This window comes from Sodalis praecaptivus (assembly GCF_000517425.1).
Taxonomy (GTDB): domain Bacteria; phylum Pseudomonadota; class Gammaproteobacteria; order Enterobacterales; family Enterobacteriaceae; genus Sodalis_A; species Sodalis_A praecaptivus.
Window position 1 is genome coordinate 1818646 of record NZ_CP006569.1, and the last position, 20868, is coordinate 1839513.

At 59.5% G+C, this 20868-nt stretch carries 19 protein-coding genes; 11 read left to right on the forward strand and 8 right to left on the reverse strand.

The window, feature by feature from the left end:
• The first annotated feature begins 25 nt into the window (after positions 1-25).
• The 4 genes from SANT_RS08035 (at position 26) to SANT_RS08050 (ending at position 4282) form a co-directional block, all read left to right on the forward strand.
• Entirely contained in the window at positions 26-1051 is a 1026-nt protein-coding gene (locus SANT_RS08035) for a Gfo/Idh/MocA family protein (RefSeq protein ID WP_025421782.1), read from the forward strand.
• Positions 1052-1115: 64 nt separating this feature from the next.
• Positions 1116-2285 carry an ABC transporter ATP-binding protein gene (locus SANT_RS08040; protein WP_025421783.1) on the forward strand — a complete coding sequence of 390 codons (1170 nt, stop codon included), beginning with the start codon at positions 1116-1118 and terminating at the stop codon, positions 2283-2285.
• Positions 2286-2587: 302 nt separating this feature from the next.
• A complete protein-coding gene (locus SANT_RS08045; protein WP_025421784.1) occupies positions 2588-3091 on the forward strand; it encodes a hypothetical protein in 504 nt (167 codons plus the stop codon).
• A 168-nt stretch (positions 3092-3259) separates the two neighbouring features.
• Positions 3260-4282: an LLM class flavin-dependent oxidoreductase gene (locus tag SANT_RS08050; protein WP_025421785.1), complete on the forward strand. Its 1023-nt coding sequence runs from the start codon at positions 3260-3262 to the stop codon at positions 4280-4282.
• A gap of 192 nt (positions 4283-4474) precedes the next feature.
• On the opposite strand, the gene SANT_RS08055 is transcribed toward SANT_RS08050, so the two are convergent.
• The 7 genes from SANT_RS08055 to hutC are packed head-to-tail and all read right to left on the reverse strand — an operon-like array spanning position 4475 to position 10294.
• Positions 4475-5884, reverse strand: coding sequence for an NAD(P)/FAD-dependent oxidoreductase (locus SANT_RS08055; protein ID WP_025421786.1), 1410 nt, complete (start codon positions 5882-5884; stop codon positions 4475-4477).
• Positions 5881-6198 carry a (2Fe-2S)-binding protein gene (locus SANT_RS08060; protein ID WP_025421787.1) on the reverse strand — a complete coding sequence of 106 codons (318 nt, stop codon included), beginning with the start codon at positions 6196-6198 and terminating at the stop codon, positions 5881-5883. Before SANT_RS08060 ends, SANT_RS08055 begins: the two co-directional genes overlap by 4 nt.
• Positions 6179-7297, reverse strand: coding sequence for an NAD(P)/FAD-dependent oxidoreductase (locus SANT_RS08065; protein WP_025421788.1), 1119 nt, complete (start codon positions 7295-7297; stop codon positions 6179-6181). Before SANT_RS08065 ends, SANT_RS08060 begins: the two co-directional genes overlap by 20 nt.
• Positions 7294-8016 carry an aspartate/glutamate racemase family protein gene (locus tag SANT_RS08070; protein WP_025421789.1) on the reverse strand — a complete coding sequence of 241 codons (723 nt, stop codon included), beginning with the start codon at positions 8014-8016 and terminating at the stop codon, positions 7294-7296. The genes SANT_RS08065 and SANT_RS08070 overlap by 4 nt, the downstream gene beginning before the upstream one ends.
• Positions 8013-8210 carry a flavoprotein gene (locus SANT_RS24795; protein WP_025421790.1) on the reverse strand — a complete coding sequence of 66 codons (198 nt, stop codon included), beginning with the start codon at positions 8208-8210 and terminating at the stop codon, positions 8013-8015. The genes SANT_RS08070 and SANT_RS24795 overlap by 4 nt, the downstream gene beginning before the upstream one ends.
• Entirely contained in the window at positions 8210-9532 is a 1323-nt protein-coding gene (locus SANT_RS08080) for a UbiD family decarboxylase (RefSeq protein ID WP_025421791.1), read from the reverse strand. The genes SANT_RS24795 and SANT_RS08080 overlap by 1 nt, the downstream gene beginning before the upstream one ends.
• A 9-nt stretch (positions 9533-9541) precedes the next feature.
• Positions 9542-10294: a histidine utilization repressor gene (hutC, locus tag SANT_RS08085; RefSeq protein ID WP_025421792.1), complete on the reverse strand. Its 753-nt coding sequence runs from the start codon at positions 10292-10294 to the stop codon at positions 9542-9544.
• 261 nt (positions 10295-10555) lie between these two features.
• Here hutC and SANT_RS08090 point away from each other — a divergent pair, with 261 nt between their 5' ends.
• From SANT_RS08090 to SANT_RS24800, 7 genes are all read left to right on the forward strand, one after another.
• Positions 10556-12046 carry an aldehyde dehydrogenase gene (locus SANT_RS08090; RefSeq protein WP_025421793.1) on the forward strand — a complete coding sequence of 497 codons (1491 nt, stop codon included), beginning with the start codon at positions 10556-10558 and terminating at the stop codon, positions 12044-12046.
• Positions 12047-12061: 15 nt separating this feature from the next.
• Positions 12062-13747: a thiamine pyrophosphate-binding protein gene (locus SANT_RS08095; protein WP_025421794.1), complete on the forward strand. Its 1686-nt coding sequence runs from the start codon at positions 12062-12064 to the stop codon at positions 13745-13747.
• A 97-nt stretch (positions 13748-13844) separates the two neighbouring features.
• The gene (locus SANT_RS08100) at positions 13845-14867 is read left to right on the forward strand and encodes an ABC transporter substrate-binding protein (protein WP_025421795.1); all 1023 of its coding nucleotides are present in this window, start codon (positions 13845-13847) and stop codon (positions 14865-14867) included.
• A gap of 93 nt (positions 14868-14960) precedes the next feature.
• Complete coding sequence (locus tag SANT_RS08105) at positions 14961-16049, forward strand: ABC transporter ATP-binding protein (protein WP_025421796.1); 1089 nt, start codon at positions 14961-14963, stop codon at positions 16047-16049.
• Entirely contained in the window at positions 16050-16910 is an 861-nt protein-coding gene (locus tag SANT_RS08110) for an ABC transporter permease (RefSeq protein WP_025421797.1), read from the forward strand. It begins immediately after the preceding gene.
• The gene (locus SANT_RS08115; protein WP_025421798.1) at positions 16907-17701 is read left to right on the forward strand and encodes an ABC transporter permease; all 795 of its coding nucleotides are present in this window, start codon (positions 16907-16909) and stop codon (positions 17699-17701) included. The genes SANT_RS08110 and SANT_RS08115 overlap by 4 nt, the downstream gene beginning before the upstream one ends.
• Positions 17702-17875: 174 nt before the next feature.
• Positions 17876-18004 carry a hypothetical protein gene (locus SANT_RS24800; protein WP_257720081.1) on the forward strand — a complete coding sequence of 43 codons (129 nt, stop codon included), beginning with the start codon at positions 17876-17878 and terminating at the stop codon, positions 18002-18004.
• Between the two features lie 61 nt (positions 18005-18065).
• Here SANT_RS24800 and SANT_RS08120 read toward each other — a convergent pair whose 3' ends face one another.
• The gene (locus tag SANT_RS08120) at positions 18066-20459 is read right to left on the reverse strand and encodes a membrane-bound PQQ-dependent dehydrogenase, glucose/quinate/shikimate family (RefSeq protein ID WP_051440138.1); all 2394 of its coding nucleotides are present in this window, start codon (positions 20457-20459) and stop codon (positions 18066-18068) included.
• Positions 20460-20868: the final 409 nt, after the last annotated feature.

The window sequence follows — 20868 nt, forward strand, 5'->3', positions numbered from 1 at the left end:
ACCAATATCTATGGAGAACTCTGTTATGTCTAAATTGAGGGTAGGCGTGGTCGGTGCGGGATTATGGGGAAATAACCACGCGCACGCGTTTAATGTATTACCGGAGACGGAATTGGTCGCGGTGTGCGATATCGATGAAGGCCGGGCGAAAAAGATGCAGCAGGCCACCGGCGCGCCGCTGGCGTTTACCGATTTCGAGGCGCTGGTGGCGCGGGATGATATCGATGCGGTAACCATCGCCACCCCGGATTTCACCCATACGGCCATTGTGCTCGCCGCGCTGAAAGCCGGTAAGCATGTGTTAAGCGAAAAACCGCTGGCGACCACCTATGACGAAGCCCGCCAGATAGCCGAGGTGGCCGATGCGGCGGCAGGCAAGTTAATGATTGATTTTCATAATCGCGTCAACCCGGTTTTCGTGCAAATGCGTGACATGGTGGCGCAAGGACGCATCGGCGCACCGCGCCACGGCATGGCCCGGTTATCCAATACCAGCTGGGTACCCTGCGAGATGTTGAGCTGGGGCGCCCGTTCATCGGCGTTGTGGTTCTTGGGCAGTCATTTGGTGGATTTATTGCGTTTCGTGCTCGATGACGAGGTCAGCCGCGTATACGCGGTGACCCGCAAAGGGGGGTTGGCCGCCATGGGGGTAGATACGCAGGATTTTCATACCAGTATTCTCGAATTCAGCCGTGGCGCGGTGTTTACCGTGGAAAACAGTTGGATACTGTCCCGCGATAATCCCTCGCTGGTGGATTTCAAAGTGGAAATGGTGGGCGACAAAGGGCAAATTCAGGCGGATCCCACCCATAACGGCGGTTTACGCCATGTAACCGACGGCAAACTGCAATATGCCGACTACATCGGTATCACGCCCACCGGCGCAAGCCGTATCGGCGGATTCGTGCTGGAATCCATTGCCCGTTTCGTCGACGCGGTGGTCTACGATGCCCCGCTGCTGGCCGATGCCCGCGATGGCCTGGCCAATACCCGCATACTGGCGGCGATTGAACGTTCGGCCGCCGAGGGGCAACCGGTAACGCTGGCCTAATCACTTGCGCCATGACGATGATTTTCGCCATGGCGATAGTTACGCGATCAGACGAGAAATTGACATGGCTACTCTGACTTTCGACAGCATCGGTAAAACTTTTCCCAACGGCACCACCGCGGTAGCCAACGTAAGTTTCACCTTACAGGACGGCGAATTCGTGGTGATGGTCGGGCCTTCGGGCTGCGGAAAATCCACGTTATTGCGTATGGCGGCCGGACTTGAGGCGTTAAACAGCGGCAGAATGATGCTCAACGGTCGCGATATTTCCCACGTCGAGCCACAAGATCGGGATATCGCCATGGTGTTCCAGAATTACGCCCTTTATCCCCACATGACGGTGTATGAAAACATGGCCTTTGGCCTGCAACAACGCGCCATGGCCAAAGATAAGATTGACCAATTGGTCCGCGGCGCGGCGGAAATGCTCGACTTGCTGCCGTATCTTAAACGCAAACCCGGTGCGCTCTCAGGCGGCCAGCGTCAGCGGGTCGCGATGGGGCGCGCCGTGGTGCGTCATCCCACCGCTTTCCTGATGGACGAGCCGTTGTCCAACTTGGACGCCAAACTGCGCGTTCAAATGCGCGGCGAGCTGAAATTACTGAACCAGCGGCTGGCGGTAACCACGCTGTATGTGACCCATGATCAGGTTGAGGCCATGACCATGGGGGATCGGGTCGCGGTGTTGAAACCGGTTAACAACGCCCGGGAAAGCAATCTACAGCAAATTGACACGCCACAGCGGTTGTATGACCGGCCGGTCAATATGTTTGTCGCGGGTTTTATCGGCTCGCCGGCGATGAATTTTGTCAAAGTGGCGCTGCGGCGCGGCGATAACGGCGTCTATGCCGCGGTACTCAATACCGAAATTCAAATTCCGGTGACGCCGGATGCGGCGCTGACGCGCTATCTGGGGCAGACGGTGGTGCTGGGCATCCGGCCAGAAGCGTTTCAACCCTGTAGCGCTCAGGCGCAACTGTTCAACTACCCCATTTCGGTCATTGAAGCCCTGGGCTCAGATACCTTTGTGTTCTTCGATGTCCCGACGCCGCAGGTGCTCCAGGCGGAAAACCTGGGTGAACACGGGCTGCTGGCGCCGGAATCGACGCACCGCCTGGTGGCCAGGATACCGCCCGCGGTCACGGTGGAGCGCGGCCGACCGCTGCCGCTGACGCTGTCGACTGAGCAATTGCACTGGTTTGACTGCGATACCGGACTGGCGATTCGTGCTTAAGGCGGGACCGCGGTCGGCAGCCGTTATCGCCGCGACGCGCGGTTGCCGTCGGCTGCGATTGAACGAAGCCGCACCCGACGCTCGCCGCCGGGTTCTGTTGCCTGCGGTAGCTCGTGGCGCTCGCCGCTGGGTTCTGTTGCCTGCGGTAGCTTGCGGCGTTCGCCGCCGGGCGTGGTTGCCTGCGGTAGCTAACGGCCTCCGCCGCCGGGTTTTACCGACTGCGATGGCCGAGCGGGGAGCAAAAGGGGGACGTGCGCCTGGCGTAGGCTGCTACCCATCAGGAAATTTTTTCAGGGGAAACCATGAATTACGATCGTAATCCTTATGCCGCCAGCGATGCCGATCGACATGCGCTGTGGGAGAGGGTGGTCCGCCAAGATATCGAGTGTTTTCTGCGCCAGGACTGGCAAAGCTATGCCGATGGCTTCACGGCAAGCACCTTTACCGGTCTGCACGCCAATGGGGTAAGCGATCCCGCACGTTGGACGCTGGCCTTTCCCTCGGTTGCGGCATATCAAAAAGCCTGGCTAGCGGACGCCCATCGGTCCGCCGTAACCGATTACGCCGAATCACGTCGTGACGCCTTATACCGCGCGGTGGTGCATACCGAGATCGCGCTGGCGGGCGAGCAGGCCATTTTTCGTAAAATCTTCGACGGCAACATCAAACTGACCCGCGGCGGGTGCGAGACATTGCAATGGCAGTCGGTGTTTTTTTGCGCGCGCACGCAAGGGGAATGGAAAATGACGGGGTTTGTCGGTTATCTGCCTTATCCGCCGGCGGCGTCTGCGGGGGCGACCGGTTAGCGTATTTGCGCGCGGGCGGGGAGGGATTTATGATGATCGGGGACGGTGCGGTGCGGCAGCGCTTGCCGTTCGTCAGCGCCACCCCCCGTTGGCGACGGCGGGGGTAGCCTCTACCGGCGTCATCACCCTTTGCTCGTCAGCCCTCTTACCATTGCAGGATACGGAGCTATGAAAAAAATCGGCTTTTTGTCGTTTGGCCACTGGGCGCCTTCTCCCCAGTCCGGTACCCGCACGGCCGCCGACGCGCTGTTGCAATCCATTGAGTTGGCGGTGGCCGCGGAGGCGCTTGGGGCGGATGGCGCCTATTTCCGGGTCCATCATTTCGCCCGCCAGCTCAGTTCTCCGTTGCCACTACTCGCCGCCATCGGCGCCAGGACCCGCCGCATTGAAATCGGTACCGGCGTTATCGATATGCGCTATGAAAATCCTTTTTATATGGCGGAGGAGGCCGGTGCGGCGGACTTGATTGCCGGTGGCCGGTTGCAGCTCGGCATTAGCCGCGGGTCGCCTGAGCAGGTTATCGACGGCTGGCGCCATTTTGGCTATCGCCCCGCCGCAGGTGAAAGCGATGCCGATATGGCCCGCCGCCAGACGGAGGTGTTGCTCGAGTTATTGCAGGGCGAAGGCTTCGCCACGCCCAACCCGACGCCGATGTTCCCCAATCCCCCGGGCTTGCTGCGTCTGGAGCCGTTTTCAGCCGGGTTGCGCGAGCGCATTTGGTGGGGCGCCGGCTCGAACGCCACGGCAGTGTGGGCCGCCGAGCGGGGGATGAACCTGCAAAGCTCGACGCTTAAAGACGACGAGACCGGCGAGCCGTTTCATATTCAGCAGGCGGGGCAGATCCGCGCCTACCGCAATGCCTGGGCGCAGGCGGGGCATGACCGGACGCCCCGCGTGTCGGTAAGCCGCAGTATCTTTGCTCTGGTCGACGATCGGGACCGCGCTTATTTTGGCCGCCGGGGGCAGGAGAGTGACCAAATTGGGTTCCTGGACGAGAAGACCCGCGCGATTTTTGGCCGCAGCTATGCCGCCGAGCCGGAGGCGCTCATCGCGCAGCTCTCGCAGGATGAGGCCATTGCCGAAGCCGACACGCTGTTGCTGACGCTGCCGAATCAATTGGGGGTTGATTACAATGTCCACGTCATGGAAACGCTGCTGACCGAGGTGGCTCCCGCGCTGGGCTGGCGCTGATGTCCCGCCGGCGCGGCAACCTCCCCGCGCCCCGGCACGCTACCCTTGGCCGCGCGTGATCCCCCGTGCTGACGTGCTGACTTTTATGACGACGTGGTAATTTGCGCGCTGGGGGGCTCGCCTTCGCGCTGGCGCACTTCCGCTGGCCGTCGTTCACCCGTGCCGCGCGCTCCCGCCCCGGCGCGCTACGCGTCACGCGTCAGGAGGGGCTTTCTCTTGATCCAGCGCCGCCAGTTCGCCAACGGTAATTGGCGTAAAGGGGGGGCGGATGTGGTAAAAGCCCGCTTGCGCCGGCGAAAGGTGGCGTTGCGTGGCGACAAGCTGAGCGACGGTGGGCGCGCACAACCGTCCCTGGCAGGGCCCCATGCCGGTGCGTAAAAACGCTTTCACCTGATTAGGGCCGCTCGCGCCTTGCCGCAGGGCGTCGCGCACGGCACCGCAGGACACTTCCTCACAGCGGCAAATGAGGGTCTGATCCGGCGGCGCCAGCACTTCGGGCGCGGTGGCATAGAGGCGATCGAGCAGCGGACGCGCCGCCAGATGACGCCGCCGCAGGCGGTCCGCCTGCCGGCACTCCTGTTCCATGGCCACCGCATCCAGCTTGCCTAGCCGATGCAGGATAACACTGGCGGCCAAGCGTCCCTCCGCCTCGGCCACGGCGTAGCCGCCAATGCCGCCGGCATCGCCGGCGATGAATACCCCGGCCGTCGAGCTTTCCAGTTGGGCGCTACGCCGCGGGATGAATGTGCTGGCAACGGCATCCCAGAGAAATTCGCAGCCGAGCGCGCGCGCGACATGCTGATCTGGAATAACGCCCTCATGTAAACCGATATGTTGCGCCCGGAACGTCCGCGTTTTCCCGCCGCTAACGCAGCGGAGCACCCGTTCGTCTCGCGACGCGTCCTGTTCAATGGCGATATCGTGCACGCCGCTAAAAAACGCCACCCGGCTCAAGCGTAACGCCGCCAGCAGTCCGGTGCCTTTGTAGAGATAACGGCTTCCCTCGCCGCCGAGCGCGCGGGGCAGGGCAACGGCCGCCCGTAACCAGTTGCGCCGCAACGCCGTGTCGAGCAGAGTCAGATCTTGCTTGCCCGCCTTAAGGCACTGCATGGCATAGAGGTAAAACAGCGGGCCGGTACCGGCCAGCAGCAGCGGCCCCGCCGGCAGGATGCCGTTTTTCTTGAGCAGGATCTGTAAACCGCCGATGGTGGTGATGCCCGGCAATGTCCAGCCGGGACGCGGCACCGGCCTCTCCATGGCGCCCACCGCCAACACCAGATGGGCACTCTGATGGCGTTCAATCCCCGCCGGCGTCTTGAGCCACACCGTGCCTTCGGGCTCGGCCCGCCAGAGCGTGGTATTGAGCGCCAGCGTCGCCTGGCTGGCGCGCAGCGCCGCGACGCGCTGTTTGCCGTACCGGTAATCGGGCCCGAGCAAGGCCAGGCGCTGCGCGGAAGCCGTTTCAACGCCGCGCCAGATTTGGCCGCCGGGAGCCGGATTTTCATCAATCACCAGCACGCGCGCGCCCCCCGCCGCCAGGCGGGTAGCGGCGGCGATCCCGGCTGGGCCTGCGCCCAACACTATGGCGTCCCAGGACGTCATGATGGCGACCCCGGCGCTAGCGCCGCATCGGCGCGCGCCCCTGACTGACGGCTGACCACCATTCCGTCCCTGGCCTGCACCTGACAGGCGCGCAGGTTGTCGACGCCGTTAATGTTGACCAAACAGTCATAACAGATCCCCATCAGGCAATAGGGGGCGCGAGGGGCGCCCGATACCGGCGAGGCGCGGAAGACAGCGATCCCGGCCACGAGCAGCGCGCTCGCCACCGTATCGCCGTCATGAAAAGGCAGCGCCCGTCCATCGAACAGCAAATGGCCGGCAACGGGCGCCGCTTCAGTCAGTTGAAAGCGCAAAACGCGTGCTCCTCATATCCGCGGGGGCGCAATGCCGCGTGTCCCGCACCAGCGATTCCCCCAGGCATAATGCGTGTACGCTGGCAAGCGTCACGCCGCTGTGGCAGGTGACCACATACGCGCCGGGATAGCGCGGCGCCTCGTCATAGACGGGCAAACCGTCCGGGGTCATAATGCGCGCCGCGCCCCAGGCGCGGATCACCCGAGCCTGACGCAGCGCGGGAAATACTTGGCAGCCGAGCCGGCACAGCCTGGCCAGGGTTTCAACGTCGGTCCCGGTGGAGAAACCGGCGTCGTCGTGCGAGCTCCCCAGCAACACCGTGCCTTCTTGCGTTTGCCGCACCAGATTGGACGGGCAGGGCAGAAAGGGGCGGATTCGGTCGGTGACGACGATCTGCCCGCGCTCAGGCCGTAAGGGAATATGCAGCCCCAAGGTGCGCGCCAGCGGGGGAATGCCCAGGCCGGCGCAAAGGATGATGCGTTTGCCGAAGTACGGCTCGCCGCTGGCGGTACGGACGGCAAAACCGGCTCCCGCACCTTGCGGCGTGATTTGCCGTACCGCCTGCCCCGCCTGCCGTACGCCGCGCCGCTGTTGAAAACCGACATGCAGGGCGCGCAACAGTAACAGCGGATTGACCTCGCCGTCCAGGTTGGACAAGGAGGCGCCGCAGACCTCGGGTCCCACCTGGGGCAGCCATTGTTTGAGCTCGCGGCGGGCCAGCAGACGGATGGCGATATCGCCTCCCTGATCGCGAGTTTGATCGATCAGGGCTTGCCGCTCGGCAAAGGCCTGCGCCGACAGGCAGAAATGCAGCCCGCCTCCGCCGCGCCATCCCACCGCGATACCGGTTTCCTCCTCAAGCGTCTTGGCGAACTGCGGCCACAGCCTGCCTGCCCGCAACGACCACTGCATATAGCTGGGCCGGCCGAGCCCTTTTCCCTGTAGCCAAACCAGGCCGAAATTGCCCAGCGAGGCGCGCAGCGCCACATCCCCTTCGTCCAGCATAAGCGTGCTGGCGCCGGCGCGGGCGGCACCCCAGGCGAGAGCGGAACCGGTTATCCCGCCGCCGATGACGATAACGTCAAACGGCGCGGTCATGGGGTATACCGTACCGGCGCCAGGGCGTTATGCATCCAGCGGATCAATGTCACGATGTCATAGACCGGCAGGCGAAAACGCTGCGCGATGGCGGCGGAAAAGGGAGGGAAATTCGCGCATTCGCACACGATTGCCCCGACCTCCGGGTGCGATGTCAGCAGCCGCTGCACGGCGGCCAGCACTTCTTGCTCCTGGGCGTCCCGGTCGGCCCCTGGCCGGTTCATGCGCATATGGCTCCGCAGCCCGCCGTCCACCGCCAGGCCGACCCGCGGCAGAGTCGGGCCGACACCAATGGGTGCCAGGTGTTCCTCGCGCAGCGCTTCGCCGTCGGAGAGCACGATGCCAACCCGCTGACCCGCGGGCAAGATGCGCTCGATAAGCGGGATTTGCAGCAGTGCGGAGGAGAGAAACGGCACTGGCGCATAGGCGCTTAGCGTCTGCTGAACCGCGGACAAAAAGCCGCAGCTGGTGGTAATGGCGCTGACCCCGAGCGCCACCAATTCGTCGATGGCGGTATAAAAGGCGGCTAACGAGGTGCGCGGATCGCCGGTAATCACGTCCGCCGGACTGACGCCGCGCACTACGCGAAACTGCACCGGAAACGGCCACGTGGAGGCGTGGGCGATGTCGCCCGGCAAGCGTTCAAAGCCGGTATCCAGCACGATAATGCCGATGAGCAGCCCATGCACCGGCCGGGTGACGCCACGGCCGGCGTTCACGGCGTCGCTCCCGCCTGCGCATGTAGCGCCTGGCGGGTAAGGGCAAGCGCATGTTGCACGGTGAGCATGCCCGCCCGGCTGACCACCCGATGCGTCTTTACCTGACACCGGCGCAATAAGGCCAGGGCGCGTACGCCGTACAGCGCGCCCGAGGCTCCCGAGATACCGACGATAAGCCGTTGCCGCTGCGACATCAGGCCTCCTTGAAGTAGTCCGATAGGCGCACCTCATCCACCATACGCAATCTCTTGCGCTGGAACTCCGCTTCGCGGCCCCAGGGTTTGGTGGCGTCTATCAGCAAACGGCCCCAATGATCTTTGGCCTCGTCACGGTAAAAAGAGGGGGTATCGGGGATGATCATCATATCTTTATCCGGCCGTGAACGGGTCAGAATGGCCCACATGACATCGTCCATATTGTTGATATCCACGTCGGTGTCCACCACGGTAATGATTTTGGACCAGATGGGTTCGGCGCCGATGGCCGCCAGCATGACCTGACGGGCGTGGCCTTCAAACTGGGGATCAATCTGAATAACGGCGTGATTAACGAACGGCTGGCAGGCGACATTTACGATGCCGGGCAAAGCGGCGTTCAGGCGCTGGAAAATATTCGCCGACACCGACAATTCCAGCGTCAGCACCTCTTCCGCCGAGCCGCAGAGGATGGAGTGAAATACCGCGTCTTTACGGGCGGTGACGCCCAGCACCTCAAATACCGCATTCGGCCCGACCGGCACGTAATAGCCCATAAACTCACCGAAGGGGCCCTCCGGGCGTCGTTCATTGGGTAAAAAGCGGCCTTCCACCACAATTTCCGTTTCCGCCGGCACCGCCAGGTCGATATGGCGGCATTGGCGCATCGGAATCGGCGCGCCGCGCAGTTGCTCGGCGACTTTGAGTTCATCGACGTCATAGGGCAACGGCGCCGCCGCGGTCAAGAAAGCCTGCGAGGGGGTGCCGATAAGCATTGCCGCTTCCAGCGGCTTGCCCATTTTCTCCGCTTTTTCATGATACAGGGTCAAATGATGGCGCGGTGCGAGACGACAACGCAATTCGCTATCGCTGATATACATCGCCCGGTGATAGGAGAGGTTGCCGATGCCGGTCTCCGGATCCTTGGCGATAAACATAGAGGAGGTGAAATAGGGCGCGCCGTCGCGATCGGAATAGGTAATCAGCGGCAAACTCGACAGCGCCACCTCAACGTATTCGATAGCCTCGGGGGCGGCGGGGGTCATGTCCGCTTTGGCCGCCGCCATAGACGCCAGATTACTCCATTGGCGGCAAAAGTCCCCGGCCTCAATGCCAATCACTTCAGCGAGTCGGTCGCGGCTACCGTAGACATTCGTCACCACGGGAAACGCGGTGCCCTTCACTTTTTTAAACAGGATGGGCTTGCCCCATTTTTTCTGCGCCTGTTGGGTGACGGCGGCCAATTCGTGAAACGGGTCAATCTCTTTTTCAACTACCAACAGATCACCGCGTTCTTCAAGTCGACGAATAAACTCCCTCATGGCTAGACCTTATCTGTTTTTGACATTGAACAAAGAAGACGTGATGCGGCTGGGCCGAGCTTCATGGGAACTGCGCAGGCGATAACGGTCTCCCGGATAGAGAAAACGGCTGCGGGTAACGGGAACGCCGTCACGCCAGGTGGATCGATCGAGTAGCAGACAGGGCTGCCCGGCATCGATTTGTAACAGCAGTTGGGCTTCATCGTTGGCCCGCACGGCGCGGATCATATTGTCCACCGTGGTCACCGTGGTGTTGCGCACCAAAAAACTGTGGGACGGCTGGGTCGTGAAATCCTGCTCCAGATAGCCCGGCGCTTCGGCGGCATTGACGAAACGGTCTTCCAACTGAATAGGCGTGCCGTCTTCGAGGTGCAACAGGCGTGAATGGTAAATGTCCTGGCCGGGGGGCAGAGGCAACATACTGCGCAACGGGCTCTCCGGCGGCAACGCCAGATGGGAAAGCACCTGACAATAGTGCACGCCGCCATTTTGGGCGATCTCTTCGGAAATATTGGACAGGGTAAACACCGCGCACTGCATACGCGGCCCCACCACAAAGGTCCCGCGCCCCTGAATGCGGATCAATACACCTTCCGCCTGCAGCTCGCGCAGCGCCCGCCTGACGGTCAAACGGGATACGCCAAACTCCTCGGCCAGCTGTTCCTCCGACGGGATTTGAAAATCGCTTGGCCACTCTTCAGCCTCGATACGACGGTCAATGGAAATTTTGATTTGCTCATACATCGGCTGGTCATTAGTCATTGTTTTACTTCTTAAGTGATATCAGTTTGAATAAGCTAAAAGGGTAAGGCTAGATTTAGTTTATAATCAGTCAATTAAAGGTATTTAACTGCATAATTAACCTGATTATAGCGTTCATTTCACGCCGCCGTCAGTCTTTTAACGATATTTTTTTCGTATAGTTATATCATTGACTGGATATAGTGATATCACTTATACCTGTCTGCATCCGCTTGTCCCATTGACTTTACATGCCCGATTTTTTCTCTGAAGGGGAGAACTATGTCCGCGAACGCGCTGCACACCTTGTCTATGTATATTGGTGGAGAATGGCTCCCGCCTTCATCTGGGCGCTATTTCGATACCGTTGATCCCTACACGGCCAAACCTTGGGCGCGGGTCCCCAGAGGAAATAAAGACGACGCGTGCCGGGCCGTTGAGGTCGCCCATCAGGCGTTTAAAAACGGCCCTTGGGGACGGATGCACCCGTCTGAACGCGGCCGCATTCTTTACCGTTTTGCCGACCTTATCGAAAGCCATGCCGATCGGCTGGCCGAGCTTGAAGTCAGGGACAACGGCCGCCTGCTGGAAGAGATGCGCCACCAAATTCGTTATATCCCGCACTGGTATCGCTATTACGCCGGGCTGGCCGACAAGATTGAAGGGGTGGTGCATCCTTGCGATAAACCGGCCCTGAGCCTGTCGCGCCACGAGCCCCTGGGGGTTTGCGTAGGTATCGTGCCCTGGAATGCGCCGCTGTTGCTGTTTTCACTGAAAGCCGCGCCGGCGCTGGCCGCGGGCAATACGCTGGTGATGAAACCGGCGGAACACACCTCGGCCAGCGCGCTGAAGTTGATGGAATTGGTGGCGCAGGCGGGATTTCCCCCCGGCGTCATCAATGTAGTTACCGGTTTTGGCGCGGAAGTCGGCGAGCCGCTGGTCACGCATCCGCTGACGCGCCATGTGGGCTTTACCGGTTCAACCCGCACCGGCGCACACCTTTACTCCTTGGCCGCGCGCGATATCAAGCGCGTCAGTCTGGAGCTGGGCGGCAAGTCGCCTAACATCATTTTTGCCGACGCGGATCTGGATAATGCGGTTCGCGGCGTGGTCGGCGGCATTTACGGCGCCACCGGACAGACCTGTATCGCCGGTTCGCGGCTGCTGGTGCACCGCAGTATCCAGGCGCCTTTTTTGGAAAAGTTGATGGCGTTTACGCGCCAGGCCCGCGTCGGCGATCCGCGTAACCCGGCCACCTGCATTGGCCCTATCGCCAATCAAATGCAGTATGACCGCATCTTGCAGTATATCGATATCGCCCGTCAGGAAGGCGCTGAGCTACTGATGGGCGGAAAACGGCCTGAGGCGGCGGAGTGCCGGGACGGCTATTTCATCGAGCCCACGCTGTATACCGGGGTCAACAATGGGATGCGCATCGCCCAAGAAGAGATTTTTGGCCCGGTGTTGGCCGCCATTCCTTTCGACGAGCCGGAAGAAGCCATTGCTATCGCCAACGACAGCGAATTTGGGCTGGCGGCGGGAATTTGGACTTCCAATATGCGTCTGGCGCTAAAAATGTCGGAACAATTGGAAGCGGGCAGCGTATGGATCAACACCTACCGCGACATTTCCTATACCACGCCGTTTGGCGGTTATAAGAAAAGCGGCATCGGGCGGGAGAATGGCGTAGCGGGTATCTACGAATACCTGCAAACCAAAGCGGTGTGGATCTCCACCGCCGACGAAATCGAAAACCCCTTTGTCATCGGCTAAGGCGAGGCGCGCGTCATGGACCAGAGAACAGGCAGCGACATCCTCGCCGATGAATTGCATATCCAGCAGGCCGAAATGATTTGGCATGTTCCCGGTGAAAGCTTCTTATCGGCGCTGGACGCGCTGGCGCTGCGGCATCCGGCGATAAAAACCGTCAGCTGCCGCCACGAAAACGGCGCCGCGCAGATGGCGGAGGCGTACGGTAAATTGACCGGCCGCCCGGGGGTGGCGTTTGTTACCCGCAGTCCGGGGGCGACCAACGCGGTAAACGGCATCCATACCGCCTATCAGGACGCCTCACCGGTGATCCTGATTATCGGGCAGGTCAAGCGCAGTATCCTGGAGCGGGAAGCCTTCATGTCCTATGACTTCCGCACCCTGTTTGCCCCCATGACCAAGTGGGTGGGGCAAATCGACAGCGCGGCGCGCATCCCCGAGTTTATCCAGCGCGCTTATCAAACCGCGATGTCCGGCCGCAAAGGGCCGGTGGTACTGGTTATCCCCGAAGACGTGCTTGAGGAGCGCTGCGAGGTGGCGGCGGGCGCGCGGCTCAGCCCCTCGCGCGCCGGCGCCGTCGCGCCGTCCGACATTGAGCGTATTGTCACGCTGCTCGCCGCAGCACAAAAACCGCTGCTCATCGTCGGCGGTAACGGCTGGAACGCCCACGCCCGTGACGCGATTCAGCGCTTCGCCATGCAAAATGCGCTGCCGGTGGTCACCACTTTCCGCCGGCGGGACATTATCGACCATCGCTTGCCCTGCTATGTCGGTGAGATCGGTATCGGGGCCAATCCGGCGCTGTTGCAGCATATTCGCGAGACGGACATGTTGTTGGTCTGCAATGACGCGTTAAGCGACGTCAATACCATCGGCGTGGGCTACATGGAAGGATTTACCCTGTTCTCACTGCCGTGTCCGCAGCAGAAAATCGTGCATGTGATGCCGGACCACGGCGATCTCAACCGGGTATTTCGCGCCGAGCTGGCGCTGGTGGCGGAGATGGACAGCTTCGCGCCTGCGCTGGCGGATGTTACGCCGATGGCCCAACCGCGGCACCGCGCCTGGATGCAGACGCTGCGCGCCACCTATTTGCAAGAGGTGACGCCGAAACCCTGTCCGGGCGCCCTGGATGTGCCTCATTTGATGGGGTGCTTAAGGGAACGTTTGCCGGAAAATGCCATCGTCACCAACGGCGTCGGCGCCTATGCCACCTGGAGCCAGCGCTATTTTCCCCACTATCAGTTGGGTACCCAACTGGGGCCTATCAGCGGCACGATGGGCTATTCGCTGCCGGCCGCCATTAGCGCCAAATTGCTGCACCCCGACCGACCGGTGGTGTGTTTCGTCGGCGACGGCTGTTTCCAGATGAGTAGCGAGGAGCTGGCCACCGCCGTTCAATACGGCGTCAATATTGTCATCATTGTGTTTAACAACAATTTGTACGGCACCATCCGCATCCACGAAGAGAACCGTCTGGCCGGCCGCGCGCACGGCACGGATTTAGTCAATCCGGATTTTTGCGCGTTGGCGCAGGCCTATGGCGCGCATGGGGAAGCGGTAACGGCTACCGCCGACTTTATGCCGGCGTTCGAGCGCTGCCTTGCGGCGGGCAAACCCGCCCTGCTGGAGTTGCGAGTCAGCCAGGAAGCGATTCACGCTCGCTATTCGCTAAGCGAATTGCGCGCCAGGAATCAGCGCTAAAGCGCTTTTACCGTCAGGCTGGCTGAGTTCCTTAGTGATTAAGGGAAAGATCGAAGGTTTTGTTTTCCGTGACATACCGTCATCCGAGGAGAGTAAAATGAAATCCCATGTAAGATCGCTTGCCGCATTATGCTGTATCACCGCCTTTACCGTCTTCAGCGCGGACGCCTGTGAGTTACGCGTCACCACCTGGGGCGGCAATTATCAAGCCACCTATGAATCGGTTGCGAAGAAATTCGAGAAAGAATATCAATGCGACATTCAGTGGGTTGTCGGCTCCAGCCCCGATCATCTTATTAAAGCGCGCCTCGGCCAGGTGGACGTCGTCACCAATACGTTGTTGAACTCGATTGCCGGCGAGAAAGAGGGGCTATGGCTACCGTTGGATAAAGCCGCTATTCCCAATATGGCGAATCTGTACGATAACGCCATTTATTCGCCCTACACCGTTTATGCCAACGTCGGGGATTACGTTCTCGCCTATAACAAGGACAAAATTTCCCAGGCGCCGACCAGCTGGAATGCGCTTTGGGACAAGCAGTATCGTGACCATGTGGTGATTTACGGCTTGGATAATATCCCTACCCTGAGTCTCACCGTGATGGAGGCGGAACAGCACGGCGGCAGCATCGACAATATCAATCCCGGCTTGAAACGCATGGCTGAACTCCTGAAAAGCGGCAACCTTATCGGCGCTCTCGATGTGGAAAGTCAAATGGTGTCGCTGTTTCAAACCGGTGACGCCTGGCTGGGCATGATGGCGACCGGACGCATGAAGGAATTGTATGAAAAAGGGGTCACCAACATCGCTTTTACCCGCCCCAGCGAAGGCACTTTCCCTCTGATTACTACGGTGAATATTACCAAATATGCCAAGGACGTGAAAATGGCGCAGGCGTTCGTCAATTATATTCTTAGCCCCGACGTCCAGCTCGCTTTTGCCACCCGCAACCTTTATGCGCCGACGGTGAAAAATGTCACCATCCCGGCCGATTTCAAATATGCCAATCTGCTGGTGAAAGACGACGCCTTCAAACGCCTGTATTTACCTGACCAACAGAAAATAACCGAACATAAAGCGCAATGGCAGCAGAGTATCAATGAAATGTCGACGCAATAGATTGTGCGCCGCGGGTCGGTAAGCGCGCGCTTTTCCGGTGAGTCCTGACGTTTACGGGCCGGGTATAACATGGCGAAATTAAATGTGAACAGCATGAGTGATAACGTAATTCAGGTGAAGGGCATCGTTAAGCGTTATGGACATGCCATGGCGGTCAATGGCGTCTCTTTTGACGTAAGACAAGGTGAATTTGTGTCTTTACTGGGGCCAAGCGGCTGCGGCAAGACCACCACATTACGCATGATAGCCGGATTTGTCGATCCGTCCGGCGGCACAATTCATGTCCATGGCCGCGATGTTACCCACCTGCCACCGGAGAAACGCAACGTCGGTTTCGTCTTCCAAAATTATGCTTTATGGCCGCACATGACCGTGGCGGAGAATGTGGCGTTCGGACTGCGGTTGCGGAAAAAACGACCGGCGTTTATCCGGCAGAAAATCGAGGAGTCCCTGGGGGTGGTGGGTTTGGCAGGCTATGAATCGCGCCTGCCCAGGCATCTCTCGGGGGGACAGCAGCAGCGCGTCGCCCTGGCGCGCGCGTTGGCGCTGGAGCCGGAGTTATTATTGATGGATGAGCCGCTGAGTAATCTGGATCGCGCGCTGCGCGTCACGATGCGGCGCGAACTCAAAGAGCTCCAAAGCAAGATGAAAATGACGACGCTATACGTCACGCACGATCAAGAAGAGGCGTTATCCTTGTCGAATCGCGTTGTCATTATGAATAAAGGCAATATCGAGCAAATCGCGGCGCCCCATGCGCTGTATGAAGCGCCATGCAGCCCTTTTGTGGCTGATTTCGTTGGTATTACCAATTTTCTCGACGGGTTTTTGGTCAGTCAGACCGCGGACGCGGTAACGCTGCAATTGCAGTCCGGATTGACCATCCGCAGCCGCCAGCCGGTATCGCTGCCGGAGGGGGCGCGTATTATGGCGCTGCTGCGACCGGAGCGGATTAAACTACTGACCGAACGGCCTCTCAATGAGGACAATATACTCAGCGGCGTGATCGTTTTTTCCGAATACTACGGCGCGGTGGTGCGCTACAGCGTGCAGCTTGCCCAAGGCAACGTGTTGCGCGCGGAAGTCCATAATTTTGATAAGGTTCACCACAATGGTTGCCCGGTTTGGCTGGGCATCGATCCGGACTATTTACGCATCATTCCATTTGACGGGGAGCGCTAGATGCTGCGAAAACTCTTACCCTCACTGTCACCGCTCCTGGTGATTCTGGCGATTTTCGCCGTTTTGCCGATGCTTTGGGTGATCCGCACCAGTTTCACTGGGCCCGCCGGTGGGTCAATGTCGGTTTCGGCCTACGGTTTCAGCCATTACGTGAAATTTCTCAGCAGCCAGTGGTATGTGATCAATACCCTGTGGTTCTCGCTGAAAATCGCGTTTCTCGCCACCGCGATTTCCGCCGTGTGCGGCTATCCTGTGGCGCTGTATATCGCCAGAAGCAGCGGCCTGCAGCGCAATATCTTACTGTCTTTTACGATTGCCCCTTTGCTCATTGGCCTGGTGACGCTGGTGTATGGCTGGATCGTTATTTTTCGCGGCGGCGGATTGCTTAATTCGTTGATGATTGCCTTACACGTCTATCAACAGCCGGTACGCTATATGTGGGATATCAAAGGGGTGGTGATTTTGCTGATTTATATCGGCATCCCCTATATGGTGTTATCGCTGGTGGATTCAATTGAAAAAATTAACCCGTTTTTGGAAGAGGCGGCCCGCAATGTCGGTGCGGGACCGTGGCAATCGTTTTGGAAAATTACCTTCCCGCTGACTATGCCGGGCCTGTACGCCGGTACGATAATGGTATTTGCGCTGAATTTCTCCGCCTTTTCGGTGCCGCTAATGATAGGCAACAGCAACACGCAGATGCTGGGGCTGGTCATTTACCGCGAGGCCTTGTTGAATAATGACCTGCCGTTTAGCTCGGCATTATCAGTCATTATGAGCCTGGTCAACGCCGCGGTGATTATCGGGCTGACTTTCCTGTTCAGCCGGCTGATTTTGCGCAAGCTGGAGACGGTGCGATGACACAGTTTGCTATACGGCGCTGCGGGTTGCAGCTCTTCACCTTCCTGGTCATGTTTTTCCTGGTATTTCCCATCATTATCACGCTGGTGGTGGCCATTAATCCCCGCGAGTTTATTCTGCCGCCGACCGGGATCACGTTACGCTGGTTCACGGCCGCCTGGACCTCTGGTACGTTTTTGCATGCGATGGGAGTGAGTTGTTGCCTGGCGATAGCGTCGGCGCTCTTGGCTAATGCGTTGGTGTTGCCCGCGGCCATTGCGTTTACCCGCTATCAGTTCGCCGGTAAAAAGTTGATCAATATGTTTATCATGTCGCCATTGCTGATCCCGACCACCATCTTTAGCCTGGCCCTGTATATCTATTTCGTCAAAATGGGCCTGGGGGCAGGGCTGCTGCCGTTATTAATCGGCCACACGTTGCACTTGATTCCGTATGCGTTCCGTATGCTATCGGCCAGCCTGCATCAATTCGACGCCTCATGCGAAGAGGCGGCGCGCAACGTGGGCGCAGGGCGGTTTAAAACGTTGATTCATATTACACTGCCGGCTATTCGCACCGGTATATTATCCAGTATGGTGCTGTGCTTTATCTTATCCTGGAACGATTTCCCCATTTCGGTGTTTCTGTCGCCGCCCGGTTGGACGCCGCTACCGGTCGAGCTCTATTCCTATATCAAATTTCAATATGACGCGGTGGCCGCGGCGCTAGCCAGCTCGCTTATCCTGATCTCCCTTATCGCGATGGTGATTATTGACCGGGTTGCCGGTTTGAGCCGCGTGTTTCGTCACTAACGGCGCTAACACCGCAACAGTCCTGAGGCGCCGGTGCGCGTGGCTAAGGTATCTCGAGCAGGGTGGCCGTTATCCAATGAGCCGGTGAGGCTCGCCGTGCCGACCGTTCGCCGCTGGAGGGCAAAATAACAGGGGCGCCGTGCATCGGCGCCCCTGGGATCTGATGACTAGGCTGTGAAGAAAGGCAAGGCGCCGGGCCAGTCTGACGCCTTTTGCCAGGCGTGGCGGCAACGTGCGAGTCTTGCGATTATCACCGCCGCGCTCTACGTCAGCGCCGAAGCCAGCCTCTTGCTGCTGCCGTAGTCAGCCTCTTGTTAGCGCCGCGCGACGGCAGCGCGTAAGCCAGTCTCTCTTCACCGTCGCGTTAGGGCAGGGCGTAAGCCAGAACATAATCACCGCTGCGCGTGCCAAGGCCCGCGTGGCCGCCTGCCGCAATAACAATGTATTGCTTGCCGTTAACCTGATACGACATCGGCGTCGCCTGTCCCCCTGCGGGCAGGCGCGCTTGCCATACCACTTTGCCGGTGCGTTCGTCGATGGCGCGCAGATAATCGTCCGCGGTAGCGCCGATAAAGACCAATCCGCCCTTCGTCACCATATTGCCGCCGATATTGAAGATACCGGTGGGCAACGGCAGGTTGGTATGGGTGCCGAACAACCCGGTATCGCGGGTGGTACCGATCGGGTGCTGCCAGATGATTTGATGTTTCACTAAATCTATCGCGGTCAGCGTGCCCCAGGGCGGCGCATTACAAGGCACGCCTAAAGGGTTAAGCCAGGGGTGGACCATACCGATGTAAGGCGTGCCGTATTGCGGCGAGAAATTGCCTTTTACCGGCGGCTCGTTGCCCTGGCCATTCCATTTTTGCACCAATCCCTGCTGCTCGGCCGGGGCACGGGGCGCCATGCTGATCATAAAGGGGATGTAATTCGCATTGGCCACCAGGATTTTATGCGTTGGGTCAATCGACGCACCGTGCCAATCGATAACGCCATCGAAAGCGGGATAGACGATGGTGCTTTTCAACTGCGGTGGCGTAAACTGGCCCTGGTAGTAGGCATTACGGAACTGAATGCGGCACATCATTTGATCTATCGGCGTCGCGCCCCACATACTGTGTTCCGTCAGATCCTGCGGCGCCAGCGACGGCATGCCCACGGAGAAAGGCTGCGTCGGCGAAGTATGATCCCCGGGCACCGCGCCTTGGGGAACCGGCTTCTCCTCCACCGGCGAGATCGGCTGCCCTGTCTCGCGATTGAGCACGAAAAATTCGCCGCGTTTGGTGGTCTGTACCAGCGCCGGCACCGTTTGACCGTCGGGGCCGGGTAAATCCACCAGCGAGGGACCGACCGGTACGTCGAAATCCCACAAGTCATGATGGACGTTCTGGAAGTGCCAGCGCGGCGCGCCGGTTTCTATATCCAGAGCGACGGTGGAACTGCTGTATTGATCGTCGAACGGCCGGCGTCTGCCGCCAAAATAATCGGGCGTCGCATTGCCGGTAGGCAAATACACCAGACCCAGCTTCGGATCGGCGGTGAAGACTCCCCAGGCATTTGGCGTGCCGCGGGTAAGCTGATCGTTGGGGCCCGGTTTCCAGTTTTGCGGATCATGGCCGATATCCCAGGCCCAAATCAGCTCCCCGCTCAGCGGATTGAAGGCGCGCACGGCGCCGGAGGGCTCGAAGGTGGCGCGGTTATCGTAAATCCAGCCGCCAAGAATTAACCGATCGTTGACCACCATCGGCGGCGAGGTGACGAAATGGTAGCCCGCCGGCACATTGCCCAGATATTGCTTCAGCGAGACATAGCCGTTATCGCCGAAATCACGGCAAAGCTGGCCCGTTTGCGCGTTAATCGCCATCATGCGCGCATCCAGCACCGGCGCGATAATGCGCTCGGGACAGTCGGTTGCCGTTCCCGCCGGCGCTTTGTAATAACTTACGCCGCGGCAGGCCAGATAGACATCGGCGCTGGTGTCGGCTTTAGGGTCGAATTTCCATTTCAGTTTGCCGGTACTGGCATCAATAGCTTCAACCCAACTGTGGCCGGTGCAGACATACACCGTGTCATCAACCTTGATCGGCGTATCCTCAAAGTTGAATTCGTGTCCGGCATCGGTACCCCCCTGATCTTCGCCGGGACGCATGGTGTCACCCGTACGCAGGCTCCAGGCCAATTTCAAATTCTGCACGTTGTCGGCATTGATTTGAGCCAAAGGAGAGTAGCGATCGCCATGGGCGGTGCGGCCGTAGTAAAGCCAGTCGCTATCGGGGACGGCGGTATCGTGGGCATCGGGTACCTGGGCGGTGAAATCCGCGCTGCCGGCAATGCCTACCTGCCGCGTCGCGGCAAAGGCCAGCACCGCCACCGTCGCCACTACCGCCACGGCCAATGTCAGATGAGCGGCCCGCGCCAGCGGAAACAGCTTTCGTCGCACCCAAGGCAACAGCAGCAGGATGCCGAGAACGGCAAGCATCACCAGACGAGGCTCCAATTGCCAGAAGTTTAAGCCCGCTTCGTAAAGCGACCAGAGCAGGGTAGCGATAAGGATCAGCGCCATGACCCACTGCGCCGAGCTGCGTCTGGCCCAGAGAAGACCCGCTGATAACAGCAGCGCCAGCCCGGCAATCAGATAATAGGCCGAGCCGCCCAGGGCGAGTAACCAGACTCCGCCGACGGTTAATGTCAGGCCGATGAGCAAAACAATAATGCAGGTGATCCAGGGGCGAGCGCCTGGCTGTATTTCATTTACCATATCTCGTTCCTTGCCATCATGAAAAAAGCAGGTGGCCTTCCCCCTTTATCGCTGCACGCGCTAACGGGCAGGCCATCTTGTTGTCGCACCCGTGTAGAACATGCGTCATGCAGGGCCTGCCGTGCTGAGCGGGGGCAATCATCGGCCACCGCGCCCGGGCGCGTATCCGTTAAGACCGCGGACTCAGGGCAAAGCGCTCAGCGACATGTTCAAAGTGCCTGAATATCAATATATTCTCTATTAAGCATTGCGCCGGGAATTTCTCGCGCTGAATGTGTAACACCGGTTGCGTTCGCAAACCGCCGGAAGCGGCAATAATGACTGCCGTGCATCGATTTTGATCTGGAAATGATGAAATAAACGGGCGAGTGACGAGTTAGCTTGATGAAAAATAAGCGTTTTTAGATGT

Excerpts from the sequence above, each read along its gene's own strand:
- SANT_RS08035 (WP_025421782.1), top strand. The coding sequence starts at position 26 with ATGTCTAAATTGAGGGTAGGCGTGGTCGGTGCGGGATTATGGGGAAAT.
- SANT_RS08040 (WP_025421783.1), top strand. The coding sequence starts at position 1,116 with ATGGCTACTCTGACTTTCGACAGCATCGGTAAAACTTTTCCCAACGGC.
- SANT_RS08045 (WP_025421784.1), top strand. The coding sequence starts at position 2,588 with ATGAATTACGATCGTAATCCTTATGCCGCCAGCGATGCCGATCGACAT.
- SANT_RS08050 (WP_025421785.1), top strand. The coding sequence starts at position 3,260 with ATGAAAAAAATCGGCTTTTTGTCGTTTGGCCACTGGGCGCCTTCTCCC.
- SANT_RS08055 (WP_025421786.1), bottom strand. The coding sequence starts at position 5,884 with ATGACGTCCTGGGACGCCATAGTGTTGGGCGCAGGCCCAGCCGGGATC.
- SANT_RS08065 (WP_025421788.1), bottom strand. The coding sequence starts at position 7,297 with ATGACCGCGCCGTTTGACGTTATCGTCATCGGCGGCGGGATAACCGGT.
- SANT_RS24795 (WP_025421790.1), bottom strand. The coding sequence starts at position 8,210 with ATGTCGCAGCGGCAACGGCTTATCGTCGGTATCTCGGGAGCCTCGGGC.
- SANT_RS08080 (WP_025421791.1), bottom strand. The coding sequence starts at position 9,532 with ATGAGGGAGTTTATTCGTCGACTTGAAGAACGCGGTGATCTGTTGGTA.
- hutC (WP_025421792.1), bottom strand. The coding sequence starts at position 10,294 with ATGACTAATGACCAGCCGATGTATGAGCAAATCAAAATTTCCATTGAC.
- SANT_RS08090 (WP_025421793.1), top strand. The coding sequence starts at position 10,556 with ATGTCCGCGAACGCGCTGCACACCTTGTCTATGTATATTGGTGGAGAA.
- SANT_RS08095 (WP_025421794.1), top strand. The coding sequence starts at position 12,062 with ATGGACCAGAGAACAGGCAGCGACATCCTCGCCGATGAATTGCATATC.
- SANT_RS08100 (WP_025421795.1), top strand. The coding sequence starts at position 13,845 with ATGAAATCCCATGTAAGATCGCTTGCCGCATTATGCTGTATCACCGCC.
- SANT_RS08105 (WP_025421796.1), top strand. The coding sequence starts at position 14,961 with ATGAGTGATAACGTAATTCAGGTGAAGGGCATCGTTAAGCGTTATGGA.
- SANT_RS08110 (WP_025421797.1), top strand. The coding sequence starts at position 16,050 with ATGCTGCGAAAACTCTTACCCTCACTGTCACCGCTCCTGGTGATTCTG.
- SANT_RS08115 (WP_025421798.1), top strand. The coding sequence starts at position 16,907 with ATGACACAGTTTGCTATACGGCGCTGCGGGTTGCAGCTCTTCACCTTC.
- SANT_RS08120 (WP_051440138.1), bottom strand. The coding sequence starts at position 20,459 with ATGGTAAATGAAATACAGCCAGGCGCTCGCCCCTGGATCACCTGCATT.